Source organism: Streptomyces sp. SAI-135 (assembly GCF_029893805.1).
GTDB lineage: Bacteria > Actinomycetota > Actinomycetes > Streptomycetales > Streptomycetaceae > Streptomyces.
In genome coordinates this window covers 4,600,014-4,617,103 of record NZ_JARXYP010000002.1, presented here as the reverse complement: position 1 = coordinate 4,617,103, position 17,090 = coordinate 4,600,014, and the positions used below count along the sequence as shown (strand labels likewise).

Annotated in this window: 14 protein-coding genes, 1 tRNA gene and 1 pseudogene; 7 read left to right on the top strand and 9 right to left on the bottom strand. The window is 70.9% G+C overall.

What is annotated here, in order from left to right:
- Positions 1-3: 3 nt before the first annotated feature.
- Positions 4-837, top strand: a complete 834-nt coding sequence (locus tag M2163_RS25360) for a triphosphoribosyl-dephospho-CoA synthase (RefSeq protein ID WP_280895118.1) — start codon at positions 4-6, stop codon at positions 835-837.
- A gap of 6 nt (positions 838-843) precedes the next feature.
- Here the strand turns inward: M2163_RS25360 and M2163_RS25355 are convergent, their stop codons facing one another.
- The 4 genes from M2163_RS25355 to M2163_RS25340 form a co-directional block, all read right to left on the bottom strand.
- Positions 844-2,106 (bottom strand): MFS transporter, encoded by a 1,263-nt coding sequence (locus M2163_RS25355; protein ID WP_280895117.1) that lies wholly within the window; start codon positions 2,104-2,106, stop codon positions 844-846.
- Positions 2,107-2,116: 10 nt separating this feature from the next.
- Positions 2,117-3,499: a PLP-dependent aminotransferase family protein gene (locus M2163_RS25350; protein WP_280895116.1), complete on the bottom strand. Its 1,383-nt coding sequence runs from the start codon at positions 3,497-3,499 to the stop codon at positions 2,117-2,119.
- Between the two features lie 61 nt (positions 3,500-3,560).
- Positions 3,561-5,027 (bottom strand): aminopeptidase P family protein, encoded by a 1,467-nt coding sequence (locus tag M2163_RS25345; protein ID WP_280895115.1) that lies wholly within the window; start codon positions 5,025-5,027, stop codon positions 3,561-3,563.
- Between the two features lie 83 nt (positions 5,028-5,110).
- Complete coding sequence (locus M2163_RS25340; RefSeq protein WP_280895114.1) at positions 5,111-6,622, bottom strand: PP2C family protein-serine/threonine phosphatase; 1,512 nt, start codon at positions 6,620-6,622, stop codon at positions 5,111-5,113.
- 452 nt (positions 6,623-7,074) lie between these two features.
- Between M2163_RS25340 and M2163_RS25335 the strand changes: the two genes are divergently transcribed.
- On the top strand, positions 7,075-7,740 hold the full coding sequence (locus M2163_RS25335) for a bifunctional DNA primase/polymerase (protein WP_280850573.1): 666 nt from the start codon (positions 7,075-7,077) through the stop codon (positions 7,738-7,740).
- A gap of 56 nt (positions 7,741-7,796) precedes the next feature.
- Positions 7,797-8,447 carry a hypothetical protein gene (locus tag M2163_RS25330; RefSeq protein ID WP_280895113.1) on the top strand — a complete coding sequence of 217 codons (651 nt, stop codon included), beginning with the start codon at positions 7,797-7,799 and terminating at the stop codon, positions 8,445-8,447.
- Positions 8,448-8,691: 244 nt separating this feature from the next.
- Here the strand turns inward: M2163_RS25330 and M2163_RS25325 are convergent, their stop codons facing one another.
- The 3 genes from M2163_RS25325 to M2163_RS25315 form a co-directional block, all read right to left on the bottom strand.
- Complete coding sequence (locus M2163_RS25325; RefSeq protein ID WP_280850575.1) at positions 8,692-9,681, bottom strand: DUF5926 family protein; 990 nt, start codon at positions 9,679-9,681, stop codon at positions 8,692-8,694.
- Positions 9,682-9,874: 193 nt separating this feature from the next.
- Positions 9,875-10,510: an ATP-binding protein gene (locus M2163_RS25320; protein WP_280850576.1), complete on the bottom strand. Its 636-nt coding sequence runs from the start codon at positions 10,508-10,510 to the stop codon at positions 9,875-9,877.
- A gap of 58 nt (positions 10,511-10,568) precedes the next feature.
- Positions 10,569-11,396, bottom strand: coding sequence for a glycerophosphodiester phosphodiesterase (locus M2163_RS25315; protein WP_280850577.1), 828 nt, complete (start codon positions 11,394-11,396; stop codon positions 10,569-10,571).
- 258 nt (positions 11,397-11,654) lie between these two features.
- Between M2163_RS25315 and M2163_RS25310 the strand changes: the two genes are divergently transcribed.
- Entirely contained in the window at positions 11,655-13,154 is a 1,500-nt protein-coding gene (locus M2163_RS25310; protein ID WP_280850578.1) for a trypsin-like peptidase domain-containing protein, read from the top strand.
- A gap of 62 nt (positions 13,155-13,216) precedes the next feature.
- A tRNA-Ser gene (locus M2163_RS25305) sits at positions 13,217-13,301 on the top strand.
- 116 nt (positions 13,302-13,417) lie between these two features.
- Here M2163_RS25305 and M2163_RS25300 read toward each other — a convergent pair.
- The gene (locus tag M2163_RS25300) at positions 13,418-13,693 is read right to left on the bottom strand and encodes a hypothetical protein (protein WP_280895112.1); all 276 of its coding nucleotides are present in this window, start codon (positions 13,691-13,693) and stop codon (positions 13,418-13,420) included.
- Between the two features lie 436 nt (positions 13,694-14,129).
- Between M2163_RS25300 and M2163_RS25295 the strand changes: the two are divergent.
- Positions 14,130-15,071: pseudogene (locus tag M2163_RS25295) on the top strand (DnaA/Hda family protein); the annotation flags it as partial.
- Between the two features lie 685 nt (positions 15,072-15,756).
- Here the strand turns inward: M2163_RS25295 and M2163_RS25290 are convergent.
- Complete coding sequence (locus M2163_RS25290; protein WP_280897311.1) at positions 15,757-16,230, bottom strand: NUDIX domain-containing protein; 474 nt, start codon at positions 16,228-16,230, stop codon at positions 15,757-15,759.
- An 18-nt stretch (positions 16,231-16,248) separates the two neighbouring features.
- Between M2163_RS25290 and M2163_RS25285 the strand changes: the two genes are divergently transcribed.
- The gene (locus M2163_RS25285; RefSeq protein ID WP_280895111.1) at positions 16,249-17,028 is read left to right on the top strand and encodes a GntR family transcriptional regulator; all 780 of its coding nucleotides are present in this window, start codon (positions 16,249-16,251) and stop codon (positions 17,026-17,028) included.
- Positions 17,029-17,090: the final 62 nt, after the last annotated feature.

The following is a 17,090-nucleotide window of genomic DNA, read 5'->3' as shown; positions in this document are numbered from 1 at the left end:
GCCATGAGCAGCCGCGAGGACGAGGCGCTGGCTCTGGCCGCCGTGGACGCGCTGACCGGTCAGCTGGCCCTGGCTCCCAAGCCGGGCCTGCCCGACCCGCGCGACCTCGGGGCCTGTGCCACGCTCAAGGACCACTGCTCCCTGCGCTGGGCTGCCAAGGCGCTCGCGCCCGGCCTCGCGGCGATGGCCGCGGCAGCCCGTCGCACCGGCGAGCCCAGTCCCCAGCTGCGTGCGGAGCTGGGCGCGATCGGCCGGTGCACCGAGCACTCGGTGGGCCTTGCGGGCGGCGGCCACCGCGGGGCCCTGTGGACCCTCGGCCTGCTCGTCGCCGCGGCCGCCCTGGACCCGGCGGCGCGGTGCGAGGACGTGACCGCCACCGCCAAGAAGATCGCCGCGCACAGCGACAGGCGGGCCCCGCGCCGGCCCTCCCGGGGTTCCTCGGTGTCCGCGAAGTACGGCGCGGCGGGCGCGAGGGGCGAGGCACGCGCCGGATTCCCGCACGTACGGCGGGCGTGGGACGCGCTGGCCCGGTCCCGCCGGGCGGGCGCCGACGAGGCCGAGGCCCGCCTGGACGCCCTGCTCACCGTGATGTCCACCCTCCAGGACACCGAACTCCTCCACACGGCGGGCCCCTTGGGCCTCCGCCACGTCCAGGCGGGCGCCCGCGAGGTCCTGGACCTGGGCGGTACGACGACGGAAGCGGGCCGCGCGGCCCTGCTCGCCCTCGACACCGACCTCCACGCGCGCGCGTGGAGCCCCCGCGGCAGCGCGGGGCTGCTGGCGGGGGCGCTGTTCGTGGACGCCCTTCCGGTGACGGCCGCCCCGAGGGGGGCCTGACACCGGCTAGTCCACGAGCACGGGCACCGCAGCGCCGCGCTCCGGGGAACCGTCCTCCGAGGCGTCCTTCTCGGTTCCGCGGCGGGCCGCCCGCCTGGTCGCCGGCCCCATCGCGTACGACGCCGCCAGCGTCGCCCCGCCGAGCAGCAGCCACCCCGGCGTACCCCACTCCACCAGCAGCGTCGTCAGGACCAGCGGCCCCAGTGTCCGGGCCACCGTCACCCCGGTCCCGAAGAAGCCCTGGTATTCGCCGACCCGCTCGGCCGGAGCCAGGTCGAAGGAGAGCTGCCAGGACCCGGCGGACTGTCCCATCTCGGCCACCACCTGCAACACCGCCCCCACGACGAGCGCCCCCACGGCCACCCACGGCGAGGCCCCCGCCGAGAGCGCGAACACCGCGCAGGCGGCCAGCATGACCCACCCCGAGCGCCGCACCGCGCGGGTGGCGGACGCGAGCCCGGTCACCCCGCGGGCCATCCGCACCTGGAACACCATCACCGCCCCGGTGTTGAGCACGAACAGCGCGGAGACCAGCCAGGTCGGAGCGGCGGTCCGCTCGGCGATCCACAGCGGGATGCCCAGGCTCAGCAGGGGCATCCGCAGCAGCAGGACGGTGTTCAGCACGGTGATCACGGCGTACGGCCGGTCGCGCAGCACCCCGGAGCCCCGCCGCCTCGACACGGGCCCGCGAGGCGGCACCGACGGCAGCCGCAGCAGCAGCCCCGCACAGACCAGGAAGCTCACCGCGTCCACCGCGAACACCCCGAGGTACGCCGCCCGCGTCCCGGCGTGCAGCGCCAGCCCGCCGAGCCCCGCCCCGACGGCCAGCCCGGCGTTGAGCGTGGCCTGGAGGCGGGCCAGCAGCCCGGTCCGCTCCCCGGCGGACACCAGCCCCGCGAGCAGCGCCTGCCGGGCCGCCGCGAGCCCCGACTGCGCGGAGGCGTAGGCGCAGGCCGCCAGGACGAACGGCACGAAGTCCCGCACGACAAGGAAGGACGCCACCGCCAGCCCTGTCGCCAGCGCCAGCAGCACCGCCGTACCGCGCGCCCCGCGCCGGTCCGCGAGCCGGCCGAGGGGCACGCCCACCACCGACCCGACCGCCCACCCCGCGGTCAGGCCGAGACCCACGCGCGCGGGGTCGAGCCCGACGACGTGCGTGAAGTACAGCGCCGACGTCACGTAATAGGCGCCGTCACCGACGCTGTTGCTCAACTGGGCGAGCGCCAGAACGCGTTGCGGCCCCGCGGGCGGGACGAGTGAGTTCGTCATGAGAACGACACTAGGAGCGCGGTGGACCGCTCGGCAGACCCAATGGAGGGCTCTGGGACTGGCCCAATTCCAGCACCCGGACCAGAGCCTCCAGAGCCCCGGGATACGCACCCTCCCGAGGCGTCCCGTACCCCACGACGAGCCCCTCGCGGGACCCCGCCGCGTGCCAGTGCTCCCGCAGCGACCCCACCGCGAGCCCCTCGGCCGCGGCCCGGGCCAGCACCGCCGTTTCGTCCTCCACCTCGACCAGCGCGTGCAGCCCGGCCGCGACGCCCTGGAGCCGCCAACGTGCCCCCAGCCGCTCCACGAGCCGGTCCCGGCGCCGCCGGTACCTGAGCCGGCACGCGCGCACGTGGCGGTCGTAGGCGTGGCCGCGGATCAGCTCGGCGAGCGCCAACTGCCCGATGGTCTCGGTGCTGTGGTCACTGTGCAGCTTGGCGTCGGCGACGGGTGCGACGAGCTGCGGCGGCAGCACCATCCAGCCGAGCCGCAGCGCGGGTCCGAGCGTCTTGGACGCCGTCCCCAGATAGACGACCTGCCCGGGCGCCATCCCCTGGAGCGCTCCGACGGGCTGCCGGTCGTACCGGAACTCGCCGTCGTAGTCGTCCTCGACGATCAGCGCTCCACGCGTGCGTGCCCAGTCGGCCAGCGCCCGCCGCCGGGAGGGGTGCAGTGTGACGCCGGTCGGGTACTGGTGGGCGGGAGTGACGACGACGGCCGCGGGATCCCGCAGGTCGTCGACCTCGACCCCCAGTCCGTCGACCCGGACCGGCACCACCCGTCCGCCGGCCCGCCGTACGACCTCGCGGTGGAAGGGCAGCCCCGGGTCCTCCATGGCGACGGTCCCGCCCTCCAGCGCCCGGGTGAGCAGCGCGAGCCCCTGCACGGCCCCGGAGGTGACGACGATCCGCTCCGGAGGCGCGACCACCCCACGGGCCCGTCCGAGATACTCGGAGAGGGCGGCCCGCAGCTCGATCCGGCCCAGGGGATCGCCGTAGTCGTACGCGGAGACCGGCGCGGTCGCCACGGCCCGCCGCACGGCCTTGACCCAGGCGTCGGCGGGAAAGGCGCCGACGTCAGGCGTGCCGGGCCGCAGATCGTGCACGGGCACCCGCACGCGTGCAGCGGACGTCACGGGTGCGGTGTCGAGAGGCGGCAGAGACGCGACCTCGGTGCCGGCCCCCTGCCGGGCGGTGAGAAAACCCTCGGCGATCAACTGGTCGTAGGCCGCTTTCACGGTCCCGCGAGAGACACCCAGTTCCTCAGCGAGCCGTCGGGTGGCGGGCAACCGGGCCCCAGGAGCGAGCCGCCCCTCACGAACGGCATCACGAAGGGCCCGCTCAAGCCCGGCACGAAGCCCGTCACCAGGGCTGATGTCTAGATGCAGGTCCACTGCACCCACCCAGGGGCGCGGGGAACTGCGCGACCAGCCCCCACGCACCCGCACAGGTGTCTCAACCCTTGAGGCCGGCCATCCACGCCTCGACCTCGTCGGACCGCCGAGGCAGCCCGGACGACAGGTTCCGGTTCCCCTCGGCCGTCACCAGGATGTCGTCCTCGATCCGCACCCCGATCCCCCGGTACTCCTCGGGCACGGTCAGGTCGTCGGCCTGGAAGTACAGCCCGGGCTCGACGGTCAGCACCATCCCCGCCTCGAGGACCCCGTCGACGTACGACTCCACCCGCGCGGCAGCGCAGTCGTGCACGTCCATGCCGAGCATGTGCCCGGTCCCGTGCAGCGTCCACCGCCGCTGGAGCCCCAGCTCCAGCACCCGCTCCACGGGCCCCTCCACGAGGCCCCACTCCACGATCCGCTCGGCCAGCACCCGCTGGGCGGCGTCATGGAAGTCCCGGTACTTGGCGCCCGGCTTCACGGCCGCGATCCCGGCCTCCTGGGCGTCGTAGACGGCGTCGTAGATCCTCTTCTGGATCTCGCTGAACCGGCCGTTGATCGGCAGCGTCCGTGTCACGTCGGCGGTGTAGTAGGTGTGCGTCTCGACACCGGCGTCCAGGAGCAGCAGCTCACCCGAGCGGACCGCCCCGTCGTTCCGCACCCAGTGCAGCGTGCAGGCGTGCGGTCCCGCGGCGGCGATCGTGCCGTAGCCGACGTCGTTGCCCTCGACGCGCGCGCGGAGGAAGAACGTGCCCTCGATGTACCGCTCGGAGGTGGCCTCGGCCTTGTCGAGGACCTTCACCACGTCCTCGAAGCCGCGGACCGTGGAGTCGACGGCCTTCTGGAGCTCCCCGATCTCGAACTCGTCCTTGACGAGCCGCGCCTCGGACAGGAAGACCCGCAGCTCCTCGTCCCGCTCGGCGGTGACCTTGTCGGTCAGCGCGGCCTCGATGCCGGCGTCGTAGCCGCGCACGACCCGCACCGGGCCGGTGGCCTCGCGCAGCGCGTCGGCGAGCTCGCGCACGTCGGAGACGGGGAGGCCGTACAGCTTCTCGGACTCGGTCAGCGAGTGGCGCCGCCCGACCCACAGCTCGCCCTGCCCGGAGAGCCAGAACTCGCCGTTCTCGCGGTCGGAGCGCGGCAGCAGGTACAGCGTGGCGGTGTGACCGCCGGAGACGGGCTCCAGGACGAGCACGCCGTCCTCGGTCTGGTTGCCGGTGAGGTACGCGTACTCCACGGACGCCCGGAAGGGGTACTCCGTGTCGTTGGAACGGGTCTTGAGGTTGCCCGCGGGGATCACCAGCCGCTCGCCGGGGAAGCGCGCGGAGAGCGCCGCACGGCGGGCCGCGGTCTCGGCGGCCTGCGCGATCGGCTCCAGGTCGTGGAGCTCGGTGTCGGCCCAGCCGGACTTCATGCTCTCGGCCAGCTCGTCGGAGACGCCCGGGTACAGGCCGTTCTTCCGCTTCTTGATCGGCTCTTCGGACTCATCTTCCGGGGTCGCCGGGGTGAGCTCTTCGGCCACGGTCATCCTCCTACGAAACGGCACTGGACCCCCTCCATCGTACGGTCGTACGGAAGGGGGCCCAGAGGCCTTGTGACTGTTACCACCTGCTACTCGAAGTGCGCGGCGAGCAACACGACGTCCTCCTCCGAGTCCGCCGCGTCCAGCCCGTCCGGCAGCACCGTGCGCAGCACGTGGTCGGCGACGGCCTCGGGGTCGCGGCGCAGCGCCTTCGGCACCCCGGCCGCGGCCGCGTGCAGGCGGGCGAAGGCGCGGTCGGTGGGGTCGCCGGTGCGGTGCAGCAGCCCGTCGGTGTACAGCAGAACCGTCTCTCCGGGCTCGGCGCTCAGCTCCACGCTCGGCGCCTCCCAGCAGGCGAGCATGCCGAGCGGCGCGGACACGGACGTCTCCACGAACTCGGTGCGCCGCTCGCCGATCAGCAGCGGCGGGCAGTGACCGGCCCCGGCCAGCGTGATCTTGCGCAGCGCGGGCTCGCAGTAGGCGAACAGGGCGGTGGCCGAGCGGGCCGGCTCGGTCAGCCGGAGCAGCAGTTCCAGGTCGGACAGGACCGCGACCGGGTCCTCGCCCTCCATCACGGCGTACGCCCGAAGGGAGGCTCTGAGGCGGCCCATCGCGGCGATCGCGCTCGCGCCGGAGCCGGTGACCGAACCGACCGCGAGGCCCAGCGCCGCGTCCGGCAGGGGCAGCGCGTCGTACCAGTCGCCGCCGCCGCGCGGGCCGGTGCGGTGCCGGACGGCGAGCCGCACGCCGGCGACGCGGGGGAGCCGGGACGGCAGCAGCTCCTCGGCCATCGTCGCCATGCACGCGCGCGTGCGCTCGACCTCGACGAGCCGGGCCAGGTGCTCGGTGGCGTAGCGCACGTACAGGCCGACGAGGTGGCGTCGGCGCTCGGAGGGTTCGGCGGGCTCGTCGTAGAGCCACACGGCGGCACCGAGGCGGCCGGCGTCGTCGGTGGCCAGCGGGAGCGCGTAGCAGGCCGCGTAGCCGAGGCGGGCGGCGACCTCGCGGTGACGGGGGTCGAGACCGTCCTCGGCGAGCAGGTCGGGCTCGGCGATCTCGCCGTCGCCGCCCGGCAGTCCGTCGAGAATGCGGCCGTACGACATCGCGCTGCGCGGCACGGTCTCGATGTGCCCGAGGTCGGCGCGGGCGAGGCCGAGGCCGATGGTGGTGTCGGGGCCGAGGCCGTCGTCGGGTTCGAGGACGACGAGTCCGCGCCGGGCTCCCACGAGGGCGGCACCGGCACGCAGGAGTTCCTGCAGGGCCTCGGACAACGCGTCCGTGCGGGCCAGGCGTTCGGTGAGTTCGTGCAGGGTCGTCAGGTCGGAGACCCAGCCGGCGAGACGGTCCTGGAGCAGGGCGCCGGGGGCGTTGGGCGCGGGGACCGCGGGGGTGCCCGGGGCGGCGGGCGCGGGCGCGACAGTGTGTGCGGGTGCGGGAACCGTTGAATCGATTCCGGCCACTTTCGAAGGGTGAGGGGCGTTCATGGCGTCCGGCTTTCCGACCGGTGCGTATTGCTCAAAAGCATCGCAAACCCCCATGTCATTCTGCGCCGCTAGCAGTGTCTCCACATGTACACGCACTCGTAAGGGGATGTCCAGCATTGTCCTGCCGGGATTCCTGGTGTCCGTGGGGAGGTGGTGGAGAGTGGGATGATGGTCAAACTTGGCTTAAAACTGCCTCGGGTTACGGTGTATTGAGGTCGACTGGCCTTGCTCCACAGAGCGTCACAACGGTCGTGATGGGTACGTACTCGGTAAGGACCAGGGGTGGTGGACAGTCACCCGGAACCTGGTGACCGACCCGGGCGTCTTAGCCACCGACGATCGAGCCCCATCCTCCCGTGGCGGAGGCGGAGAGAAATACGCGGGACGGCAAAACGCCAGACTTCGCCACCCCCCGCCACGCCCGCGCTTTTGATAGACGCAGTATGGGGTTCCCCTTGTCTCGGGCAAGGGTGTGATGCGCCAACAGGTACGCACAGTGAAGTGATCGACACATGGTGTGATGTGGTCCACGGTGTTGCCAGCGGTGCAACGGAAAGGAACGAGCGCTCATGCGCGAGATCCTCGGAAGGCGACGCAGGCTCCTGTCCCAGCGCAGCGACGGAAGGCCTGAATTGTTCAGCGCGGCCCTGACCTTCGCGAAGGAATGGCAGTGGCCCGTACTCCCCGGTGTGGCACCGGACCCGGAGGGCCGGGCCCGCTGCGGATGCCCCGACCCGGAGTGCACGGTCCCCGGCGCCCACCCCTTCGACCCGGGCCTGCTCGCGGCCACCACGGACGAGCGCATGGTGCGCTGGTGGTGGACCAACCGACCGGCCGCACCGATCATCCTGGCCACCGGCGGCAGTGCGCCCTGCGCGGTCAGCCTGCCGGCCCTCCCGGCCGCCCGCGCCCTGGCCGCACTCGACCGCCAGGGCATGCGCCTGGGCCCGGTGGTCGCCTCGCCGACCCGCTGGGCGATCCTCGTCAAGCCGTACTCGATGGAACAGCTGGGCGAACTGCTCTACGCCCAGGACCACGTCCCCGGCTCCCTCCGCTTCCACGGCGAGGGCGGCTACCTCGCCCTGCCCCCGTCCGAGACCGGCCACGGCGAGATCACCTGGGAGCGGGCCCCGCTTCCCGGCTCGGCCTCCCCGTGGGTCCCCGATGTCGAGGCCGTGGTGGACGCCGTGGTCGAGGCCCTCACTCGTACGGGTGTGAGCGCACCCGAGTTGTAAGGGTGTCGGGCGCGGACGGAACCGGGTGCCCGCGCCCGGTCGTTATCGTCCGCCTCATGCTGCGTCATTCCGGGGGACGACCCCCCGGCCCCCGATGGGTTCGTCTGCTCGCCCTGTCCGGTGGCGTGGTGTGCGCCGTCGCGCTGCCCCTGGCCATGGCCTCCGCGGGACAGGTGGGCGACGGAGGCCGTACGGTCGTACGCGATCTCGTGCGTCCCGCGGCGCCGGATGCCGCAGGGGCTTCCACGGCGCCGCCCGCGGCCGGTGACCACCCCGACGGCTACGCCGGCGCCCACGCCGATGACCACAAGGCGCCCCTCGCCGGCCCCCGCCGCTCCCCGCTGCTGCTCGGCGTGGGCCTCGCCACCGCCGCGCGCTGCGGTCCGGAACTGACCTCCCCCGACGGCGTCGAGGCGCAGACCTGTGTGCTCACGCAGGGCGAGGAGACCTGGGCGCGGACCTACTACCGCAACGCGACCGGCACGGCGCTGGACGCCGCGCTCAGCTTCATGGAACCCGGCGGACGCACGGTGCGGCTGCACTGCGCGGTCGGTGCGGGGGATGAGCCGGACAGCTGTGAGACGCCCCGGGAGCGCACGCAGGGGGCACCGGCCGACTACACGGCGATCACGGAGTTCGCCCGACGGGGCAGTGGACCACTGCTGCTGCGGGTCGGGAGCAACTCCGCGGAGAACACGGGCAGTTGACGCGCGACGGCGTTCCGTAAAGCTGCCCGGACACGGAAAGACCCGGTTGCTGGCGACGGGGGATGCACCAGCAACCGGGCTATTGGAACGGTAACAAGAGATCGGCCGTTCGCAAATTCGACCGCGCCCCTCACTGGCTTATTCGGACACCGATTCGCCTTCTTGGGAGGGGAGTTGTGGACGGACGGGGCCGCCCGGTGAAGGTACGGTGCGACTGACCGGCCGGTCAGCCGCACTGGTTGTGTCAACTCAGCGTGACCTGTCGGTTGGTGAGGCCGCCACGGGCGCGGCGCTCGTCGGCGGTCAGCGGTGCGTCCGTGGCCAGAGCGCCTGCGAGACGCTCGCCGAACTCGGCGGCCGGCTTCTCGACGTCCTCCGCGGTGACCCCGCTCGGCAGGTCCCAGACCGGGACGGTGAGGCCGTGGGCGCGGAAGGAACCGACGAGCCTGGTGCCCTCGCCGAGGCTCGACTTCCCGGCCGCGTGCAGTCGCGCGAGCGCGTCCAGAAGTTGCTCCTCGGGGTGCGGCATCACCCAGCGCAGATGGTTCTTGTCCGGGGTCTCGCACCAGTAGGCGGCGTCGACACCGGTCAGCCGGACGGTCGGGATGGCCGCGGCGTTGGCCCGCTCCAGGGAGGCGGTCACCTCCGGCGTGGCGTTCTCCGCGTCGGGGACCCAGAACTCGAAGCCCTCGTGCACAACTGGCTCGAAGGCGCCATCGGGGTCGAGCAGGTCCTGCAGTCGCGGACCGTCGGCGGGAGCGCGCCGGCCCTCGACCGGGGTGCCCGGAGCCGCCGTGAGCGCGCGCTGGAGGGTGTCGGCGAGATCGCGGCTGATGTCACCGGACGCCGTGTCGTTCTGCAGTCCGAGCAGGACCGAGCCGTCGTCGCGGCGCAGGGCGGGCCAGGCCATCGGCAGGACCGTGGCCAGCGTGACCGACGGGACGCCCTCGGGGAGGCCGCTCTTGAGGGTCAGTTCGACGGTGGCGGCGGGGACCAGCTCGCGCAGGGCCACCCAGTCGCCCTCGCCCGGCAGGCCCTCGAACGGGCGGTGCACCAGCTCGGTGGCGGCCTGCGCGGCGGCCCGGCCGTGGCAGGCCTTGTAGCGGCGGCCGCTGCCGCACGGGCAGGGTTCGCGGGCGCCGACCACCGGAATCTCACCATCGGCGCCCACGGCGCGGGCGCCGTCCGTGCTCTGCGGGCGCTTGGCCTTCGTCTGGGGTCGCTTCTTGGCCATCGTGGCTGTCTCCCGGTTACGGCTCGTCTCGTACGGGCGCGAGCCTAGCCGCTTGCGACTTGACCGACGGAAGCCTGTGGACAACCACCGGGGTGTCCTTCGGGTAACCAGTGGGGCGTCCCTCTGGCAACCACCGGGGTGTCCCTCGGGCAACCACCGGGGTGTCCGTCCCGGACGGCCCGTCCGGGTCTCCTCAGGCGAGGTCGTCGAACGCGTCCGAGAAGTCCAGGTCGGGTATCGCGACCGACGGGGCGACCACCCGCGTGGCGAAGTCGTCGCGGCGGCGGCCTGCGTCCGGATCGTGAACGTCCGCGTGGACGATCACCCAGACCGTGACCTCGCCCCGGGCGTCGTCCCTGACACCCCAGTCGTCGGCCAGCGCGGTGATGATGTTGAGCCCGCGGCCGCCGTGCGCGGTGACCGAGGGCGTGGCCGGAGCCGGGCGGGTGGGCCCGCCGCCGTCCGTCACCTCGACCGTGAGCCTGCCGCCCGCGTCCACCCGCCAGGCGGCACGGACGTCACCGTCCCCGGCCAGGGCGTCGCCCAGCGGCCGGCCGTGTTTGCACGCGTTGCTCAAGAGTTCGGAAAGAATCAGTACGGCGTCGTCGATGACCGATTCCGCCACGCCACCCCTGCGCAGCTGCACGCGCATACGGTGTCTCGCTTCCCCCACGCCCGCAGGGCCATGGGGTACGGCCATGCTCGACGACGTGGGCACCTCCTGTGCCACCACCAACGCCACCCCCGAGACCTCCTTCGCCCCACGCCACGGTGTGGATGCCCCATTGGCCTGTACCGGAAACCGGCCAATCCCGTTCCGCCGACGCATTCACCGCGGTCGAACACGCACCGAACGCGCCGGGGCACACCCTGTGACGGAGGGGACGTCAGCGGCCCAGTCGGTCGAGCACCGCGCGCGGCCGGTTGGTGATGATGGCGTCGACGCCCAGCTCGACGCAGAGGTCCACGTCCTCGGGTTCGTTGACGGTCCACACGTGCACCTGGTGGCCCGCCCGCTTCAGGCGCTCGATGTACCCGGGGTGGTTGCGCACGATCCGGATCGAGGGGCCCGCGATGTGCACCCCCGCCGGCAGCCGGCCGTCCCGCAGCCGGGGCGAGACGAACTGCAGCAGATAGACCGTCGGCAGGGTCGGCGAGGCGGCACGCACGCGATGCAGCGACCGGGCCGAGAAGCTCATGACCCTGATCGGCGACTCGGCGGGCGAGGCGGGGCTGTCCAGACCGAACCGCTTCAGGAGCAGCAGCAGCCGCTCCTCGACCTGGCCCGCCCAGCGCGTGGGGTGCTTGGTCTCGATGGCCATCTCCACCCGCCGCCCCGCGTCGGCGACGAGTTCGAGCAGCCGCTCCAGGGTGAGCACGGAGGTTTCCTCCCGGTCCTCGGGCCGGAACACCCAGTCCGGCTCCTCGTCGCGGGTGCGCCAGAACTCCCGCGTCCTGCGCGAGCCGAAGTCCAGGGCGGCGAGGTCGGCGAGCTCCAGGGCCGAGACCGCTCCGCGGCCGTTGGACGTACGGTTGACCCGTCGGTCGTGGACGCACACCAGATGACCGTCGGCCGTGAGGCGCACATCGCATTCGAGGGCGTCCGCCCCGTCCTCGATCGCTTTGCGGTACGCGGCGAGAGTGTGCTCGGGAGCGTCTTCCGAGGCTCCGCGGTGGGCGACGACTTGAGTCAGCTGCTGCCGTGCGTGGGTCACCGCGTCATGGTGCCACCGCTCGGGGGTACGCGTGCGAACGGAGGCATAAGTATTGCGCCTCATTTGTCTTGCATGGCCTATATAAAGAGCAGCCGCAGACCCACAGGCACCGCTTATGGTGCCCTGACGGCCCGTGGGAAAAGCTGACGGCATACAAAAGGACATGCACAGCTGACGCACGCCGGACACGAGAGCGGCACGGCCGAGCGTGACCGAGTGCGACCGACAACCGACAGCCGTGGACCGAGGAGAGAAGCTGTGAGCACCGAGAACGAGGGCACCGAGGTACCCCCGGCCCCGTCTGCACCCCCCGTGCCGGTGGACGCTCCCGCGGCTTCGGCGCCCCAGGCCCCCGACGCGGGCGCCCCCACCACGCCGATCCCGCCGCATCCCTCCGGCGGCGCCCAGGGCCCGGAACTCGTGCACGCGGGACCGGCTCCGGCGTACGCCTCGGCACCGGGGCAGCAGCACGGTGGCGCGGGCGGCCCCCAGGGCTCCTGGCCGCCGCCGCAGGCTCCGGGCACCCCGTCGTACGCCGACGGCGGTGCGGGTGACGCGGGTGCCGGCGGCGCGGGTGCCGGTGGCGCCGGTCCGACGGGCGTGTGGGGCGCGGGGTACCAGCAGCCCGCGCCGAAGCCGAAGACGGGCCGCGGTGGTCTCGTCGCAGCGGTCCTGGTGGCCGCGCTCGTCGCCGGCGGTCTCGGCGGCGGTCTCGGTTACACCCTGGCCAAGAACAACGACAACGGCTCCTCCACCACCCTCTCCGCGTCCGACAGCGGCGGCAGCGTCAAGCGTGACGCCGGCACCGTCGCGGGCGTGGCGCAGCGGGCCCTGCCCAGCACGGTCACCATCGAGGCCGAGTCCACCAACGGCGAGGGCGGCACCGGCACCGGGTTCGTCTTCGACACCCAGGGCCACATCGTCACCAACAACCACGTGGTCGCCGACGCGGTCGACGGCGGCAAGCTGACCGCCACCTTCCCGAACGGCAAGAAGTACGACGCCGAGGTGGTCGGCCACGCGCAGGGCTACGACGTGGCGGTCATCAAGCTCAAGAACGCGCCGAGCGACCTCAACCCGCTCACCCTCGGCAACTCCGACCAGGTGGCGGTCGGCGACTCCACGATCGCGATCGGCGCCCCCTTCGGGCTGTCGAACACCGTCACGACCGGCATCATCAGCGCGAAGAACCGTCCGGTGGCCTCCAGCGACGGCAGCGGCAGCAACGCCTCCTACATGAGCGCGCTGCAGACGGACGCGTCGATCAACCCGGGCAACTCGGGCGGCCCCCTCCTCGACGCGCAGGGCAATGTGATCGGCATCAACTCCGCGATCCAGTCCACCAGCGGCGGCGGCCTCGGCGGCACCAGCCAGTCCGGCTCGATCGGCCTCGGCTTCGCCATCCCGATCAACCAGGCCAAGTACGTCGCCCAGCAGCTCATCCAGACCGGCAAGCCGGTCTACGCCAAGATCGGCGCGTCCGTCTCCCTGGAGGACTCCACGGGCGGCGCGAAGATCACCACGGAGGGCGCCGGCGGCTCCGACCCGGTCGAGGCGGGCGGCCCCGCCGCCAAGGCCGGCCTCAAGCCCGGCGACGTCATCACCAAGCTGGACGACCACGTCATCGACTCCGGGCCCACCCTGATCGGCGAGATCTGGACCCACAAGCCCGGCGACAAGGTCACGATCACCTACGAGCGCGACGGCAAGACCCGCACGGTCGATCTCACCCTCGGCTCCCGCACCGGCGACAGCTGACCGCCACGCCCGCGCCCTGACCCGTTACTCTGGTCCCCGCGCCACGGTCACCGAGGGCGCGGGGTGGGTTGCCCGAGCGGCCTAAGGGAACGGTCTTGAAAACCGTCGTGGCGCGAGTCACCGTGGGTTCAAATCCCACACCCACCGCAGGTGAACGGCCCCTGACCAGGTGAATCGGTCAGGGGCCGTTCTCATGCAGACTGTCCGCTATTCACCGCGATTCCCCGTCGGTTCCCGGGTGATCGGGCACGGCAGGGGCACGGTCAGAGGTTGTCCTTGAGCCACTTGCTGCCCCGGTCGTTGAACCCGATCCAGGCTCCCTCACCGGTCAGCGCGACGACGAGGAGTTCGTCGTTGGAGTCGATGTGGCGCTTCAGGGCGTCACACACCTGCACCGTGGTCTTCGTCGTTTTGACGATCCAGGTGGAGTCGAGGTGGTGCCACCACGTGCCCAGTTCCTTGATCGCTTCGAAGAGCGAGTCGTAGTTCTGGCCAGGGCGGTTCAGGTCGTAGCCGATGAGCATAGATCTCGCGGGCATGAATACCTCGTTTCCGAGGTCGAATCATCTGCCGCGAAGACTTGGACAACCATGTCAGCCGTTGTAGGGTCCCAAGGCGCGCCAACGCAAAAGGCCCCATGCCGATGACTCGACCTCAAGTCGAGCCCCGGGTGGGGCCTGCTTGTTTTCGGTCAGGACAAGTACAGCACTTCTGACGCCCCGACAGCAAGCATGACCCCCACAGGTTGTGCTACTGGCGAGTATCGACCACTACATCTAGTGCTCGATGTTGACGGGCAGCCAAACTTCGAACTCTAGCGGATGGCACTGACAAGGTCGGCGGAGTCTGAACGGCCGCTGCAAGTCGGCGGCGCGTCATCCCCGGCCCCTCCTCAGGTTCCATCCCGTTTGCCGCCGACCCCCACTCGATAGAGCGGGTGTGGTCAGGGCGTCCGGGGCGCGGCACGACTAGGGCTCGGAGGAGTTCACCAACGAGGTCATCAACTCCATCCGCGACGGCAAGGGCGACAGCTTCCGCAAGCGCTACCGCGAGATGGACGTCCTGCTCGTCGACGACATCCAGTTCCTCGTGCACAAGGAGTCGACGCAGGAGGAGTTCTTCCACACCTTCAAAGGGCGTTACACGTGCGGCGTGAGGGTGTGTCCTCTGAGATCGAGGCGTACACCTAGAACACGGCATGGCCGAAGGTCGTGGTGTACACGGGGAAAGCCAAGTTCTACGTACAGACTGCAAGTTCCGGTCGGTGGGCAGCTCGCGCAGGTCGGCGTGCCCGCGTTTCACGTGAAACGTCTGCAACGAGCTGCTGGTTCGACAGCGCCAAGAGGTAGCAACTCCCGAATTGGTCGCTGGTCGAAGAGCAGATGCCCCCGCGCTTCTGGACTGCGAAGAGGTCTAGCTGATGGGGCAGTTCGAGCCCGGTTGGGCGTCCAGCTGGCGAGGGACCGGCAAACCGCCTGTTGCAGGCGGAGTGTGTCAGGCCTGTGCGCTCTTGGGCGGCTTGAAACCCCGAGAGGCTCCTACTGTCAGTGCGGTGCGTCAGACTGTTCGTGCGCGGCCACGGGCCACCGTCAGAAATGGCGGCGGCCCCCTGGTCTCAAGCAGGAGGCCGCCATCTCAGTCGGAAACGCCAACCAAAGGAGGTCGACATTCCCAGCACCAGGAAGTGTAGGCGTCGACTCGGACATCGCCCTGTCTCAGGGATCGCCTACCCAGCTCGGAAGCGTGCTCGCGTACGCTCTCAGCTTGCGAAACGCCGTGCTGAGATCGCCTACCCAGCTAGGGAGCGTGCTCGCGTACGCTCTCGGTTTGCGGAACATCCGGCTCGACTCCAGGTGCGGCGTCTCTTGCACTCTGCCAGTGACGAGTTCATCCGGATCTCAATCAAGGCGAGTCTGAGCGGCATCGGAGTGCTTGGGCTCTACTGGTGGAATCACCGCCACTGATTTGTTCTGGGTGGGCTACCTTCTCTTGGGCTTAGCCCACCCAGACCTGGTTTTTCATCAACCAACCACTCACCCCCGCTCCCATCCCGTCCGCCGTCGACCCACACACCGTGGAGCGGGCGTGGTTCATGGCGTCCAGGTGGAGCGCGCCACTGTACGAACGACCTGGACGCCATGGGCCGCGTCTGCTCGGCTCTGCCTGGGTCGACGGCGGACGGGATGGGAGCTCCCCGCGCATGCCACTTCGGACCCGCAGTCGCGTGCGGCGCCCCCTCCATCCCGGTGCCGGCCGATCCCCCGCCGGAGGCATCGTTCTGACCGTGGCCTGCCCGTCTAGGGTTCTACCGTCCGGGCCGTAACATGCTTGCGGCCCCAGGGGCCAGGCCCGGCGCCGAAGGCGCAGAGGGCCAGGCCCAAGGGGCCAGCCCGCGCTTTGCGCGGGCCCTTGATGAGGTAGAGAAATCTGTAACAGGTCCGGGTTCCCGGGCGAAGATCAGTTGCCGACCGGTGGCGTCAGCTTGCGGCCGTCATGCGTCCGGATGTGCGGCGCTTCGTCGCGCAAAGCGTCCGCGATGCGCACCGCGTAGACCTCGATGAGGTAGAGAAATCTGTAACAGGTCCGGGTTCCCGGGCGAAGATCAGTTGCCGACCGGTGGCGTCAGCTTGCGGCCGTCATGCGTCCGGATGTGCGGCGCTTCGTCGCGCAAAGCGTCCGCGATGCGCACCGCGTAGACCTCGCCCATCGCCGCTACTGCCTCGTCCGGGGTGAGCCATGCAACAGCGGTCGACTCGGCCGAGAGCTGTTCGTGACCGCCTTCGGGCTGACACCTGAACACCAGGGCGACAACGCCAACCGTCATGTTCTTGTAGACGCCGGTCAAGCGCTCGACGCGCACCTTGATCCCGGTCTCCTCGTATACCTCGCGGCGGACCCCATCTTCGATGGCTTCCGTACGCTCAAGCACCCCGCCGGGCGGCTCCCACGTGCCGTTGTCGGCACGGCGAATCACCAACACGCGCCCGTCCTCACGCACAACGACTCCCGCCACCGATACCGAGTGGAGCGGCGTTGACGGGCTCTGCGGGTGGCTGTTACTCATGTACAGGAGAATAGGGGAGACTGTAGGACTATGGCGACAGACGACGTGACATCTTCGGCCAAGGCAAAGTACCTCCAGATCGCGGATGATCTCGCAGCGCAGATCAGGTCGGGGGCATTGGAGCCTGGGGCTCCGGTACCCAGCGAGGCCGATCTGATGGCTCGATACAGCGTCGCCTCGGGAACGGTACGCAAGGCGGTGGCCGAGCTGCGGGCCGCGCAGTTGATCGAGACCCACCACGGGCGCGGTTCCTTCGTCCGCTCGCGGCCCCCTGTCCAGCGGAAGTCATCCGATCGCTTTCGTCGGGCACACCGTAAAGCCGGTAAGGCTGCCTACCTCGCCGAAGCCGAGCAGTCTGGCGGCACCCCCTCCGTGAATGTGCTCTACGTCGGCCCTGTCGACGCGCCGGTCGAGATTGCGGAGCGACTGAACGTCACGACAGGAACCAAGGTCCTTGCTCGCAAGCGCAGGTACTTCCGCGACGGCATCCCCACTGAAGAGGCAACGTCCTACCTGCCCTGGGATGTGGTGAAGGACATCCCCGAGATGTTCGCCGAGAACCCCGGCGGCGGTGGAATCTACGCCCGCCTTGAAGAGCATGGCCACATGCTGGCGGAGTTCGTCGAGACCGTGAAAGCACGACTGGCCACCAAGGCTGAAGCAACTGCCCTGGCCCTGAGCCCCGGCGCACCTGTTGTCCACTTGGTCCGCAGTGCCTTTTCGGACGACGGGCGAGTAGTCGAGGTGTGCGACACCATCATGGCTGCTGACCAGTTCGTTTTGGATTACCGCTTCCCCGCGCGGGACTGACAGCCCCGTCTCTTTCAAGCCACTTCGCGGCTTGGTGCCGCAGAACGCTTGACTCCTGTACA

Excerpts from the sequence above, each read along its gene's own strand:
- M2163_RS25360 (WP_280895118.1), top strand. The coding sequence starts at position 4 with ATGAGCAGCCGCGAGGACGAGGCGCTGGCTCTGGCCGCCGTGGACGCG.
- M2163_RS25355 (WP_280895117.1), bottom strand. The coding sequence starts at position 2,106 with ATGACGAACTCACTCGTCCCGCCCGCGGGGCCGCAACGCGTTCTGGCG.
- M2163_RS25345 (WP_280895115.1), bottom strand. The coding sequence starts at position 5,027 with ATGACCGTGGCCGAAGAGCTCACCCCGGCGACCCCGGAAGATGAGTCC.
- M2163_RS25340 (WP_280895114.1), bottom strand. The coding sequence starts at position 6,622 with ATGCTGGACATCCCCTTACGAGTGCGTGTACATGTGGAGACACTGCTA.
- M2163_RS25335 (WP_280850573.1), top strand. The coding sequence starts at position 7,075 with ATGCGCGAGATCCTCGGAAGGCGACGCAGGCTCCTGTCCCAGCGCAGC.
- M2163_RS25330 (WP_280895113.1), top strand. The coding sequence starts at position 7,797 with ATGCTGCGTCATTCCGGGGGACGACCCCCCGGCCCCCGATGGGTTCGT.
- M2163_RS25325 (WP_280850575.1), bottom strand. The coding sequence starts at position 9,681 with ATGGCCAAGAAGCGACCCCAGACGAAGGCCAAGCGCCCGCAGAGCACG.
- M2163_RS25320 (WP_280850576.1), bottom strand. The coding sequence starts at position 10,510 with ATGCGTCGGCGGAACGGGATTGGCCGGTTTCCGGTACAGGCCAATGGG.
- M2163_RS25300 (WP_280895112.1), bottom strand. The coding sequence starts at position 13,693 with ATGCCCGCGAGATCTATGCTCATCGGCTACGACCTGAACCGCCCTGGC.
- M2163_RS25285 (WP_280895111.1), top strand. The coding sequence starts at position 16,249 with ATGGCGACAGACGACGTGACATCTTCGGCCAAGGCAAAGTACCTCCAG.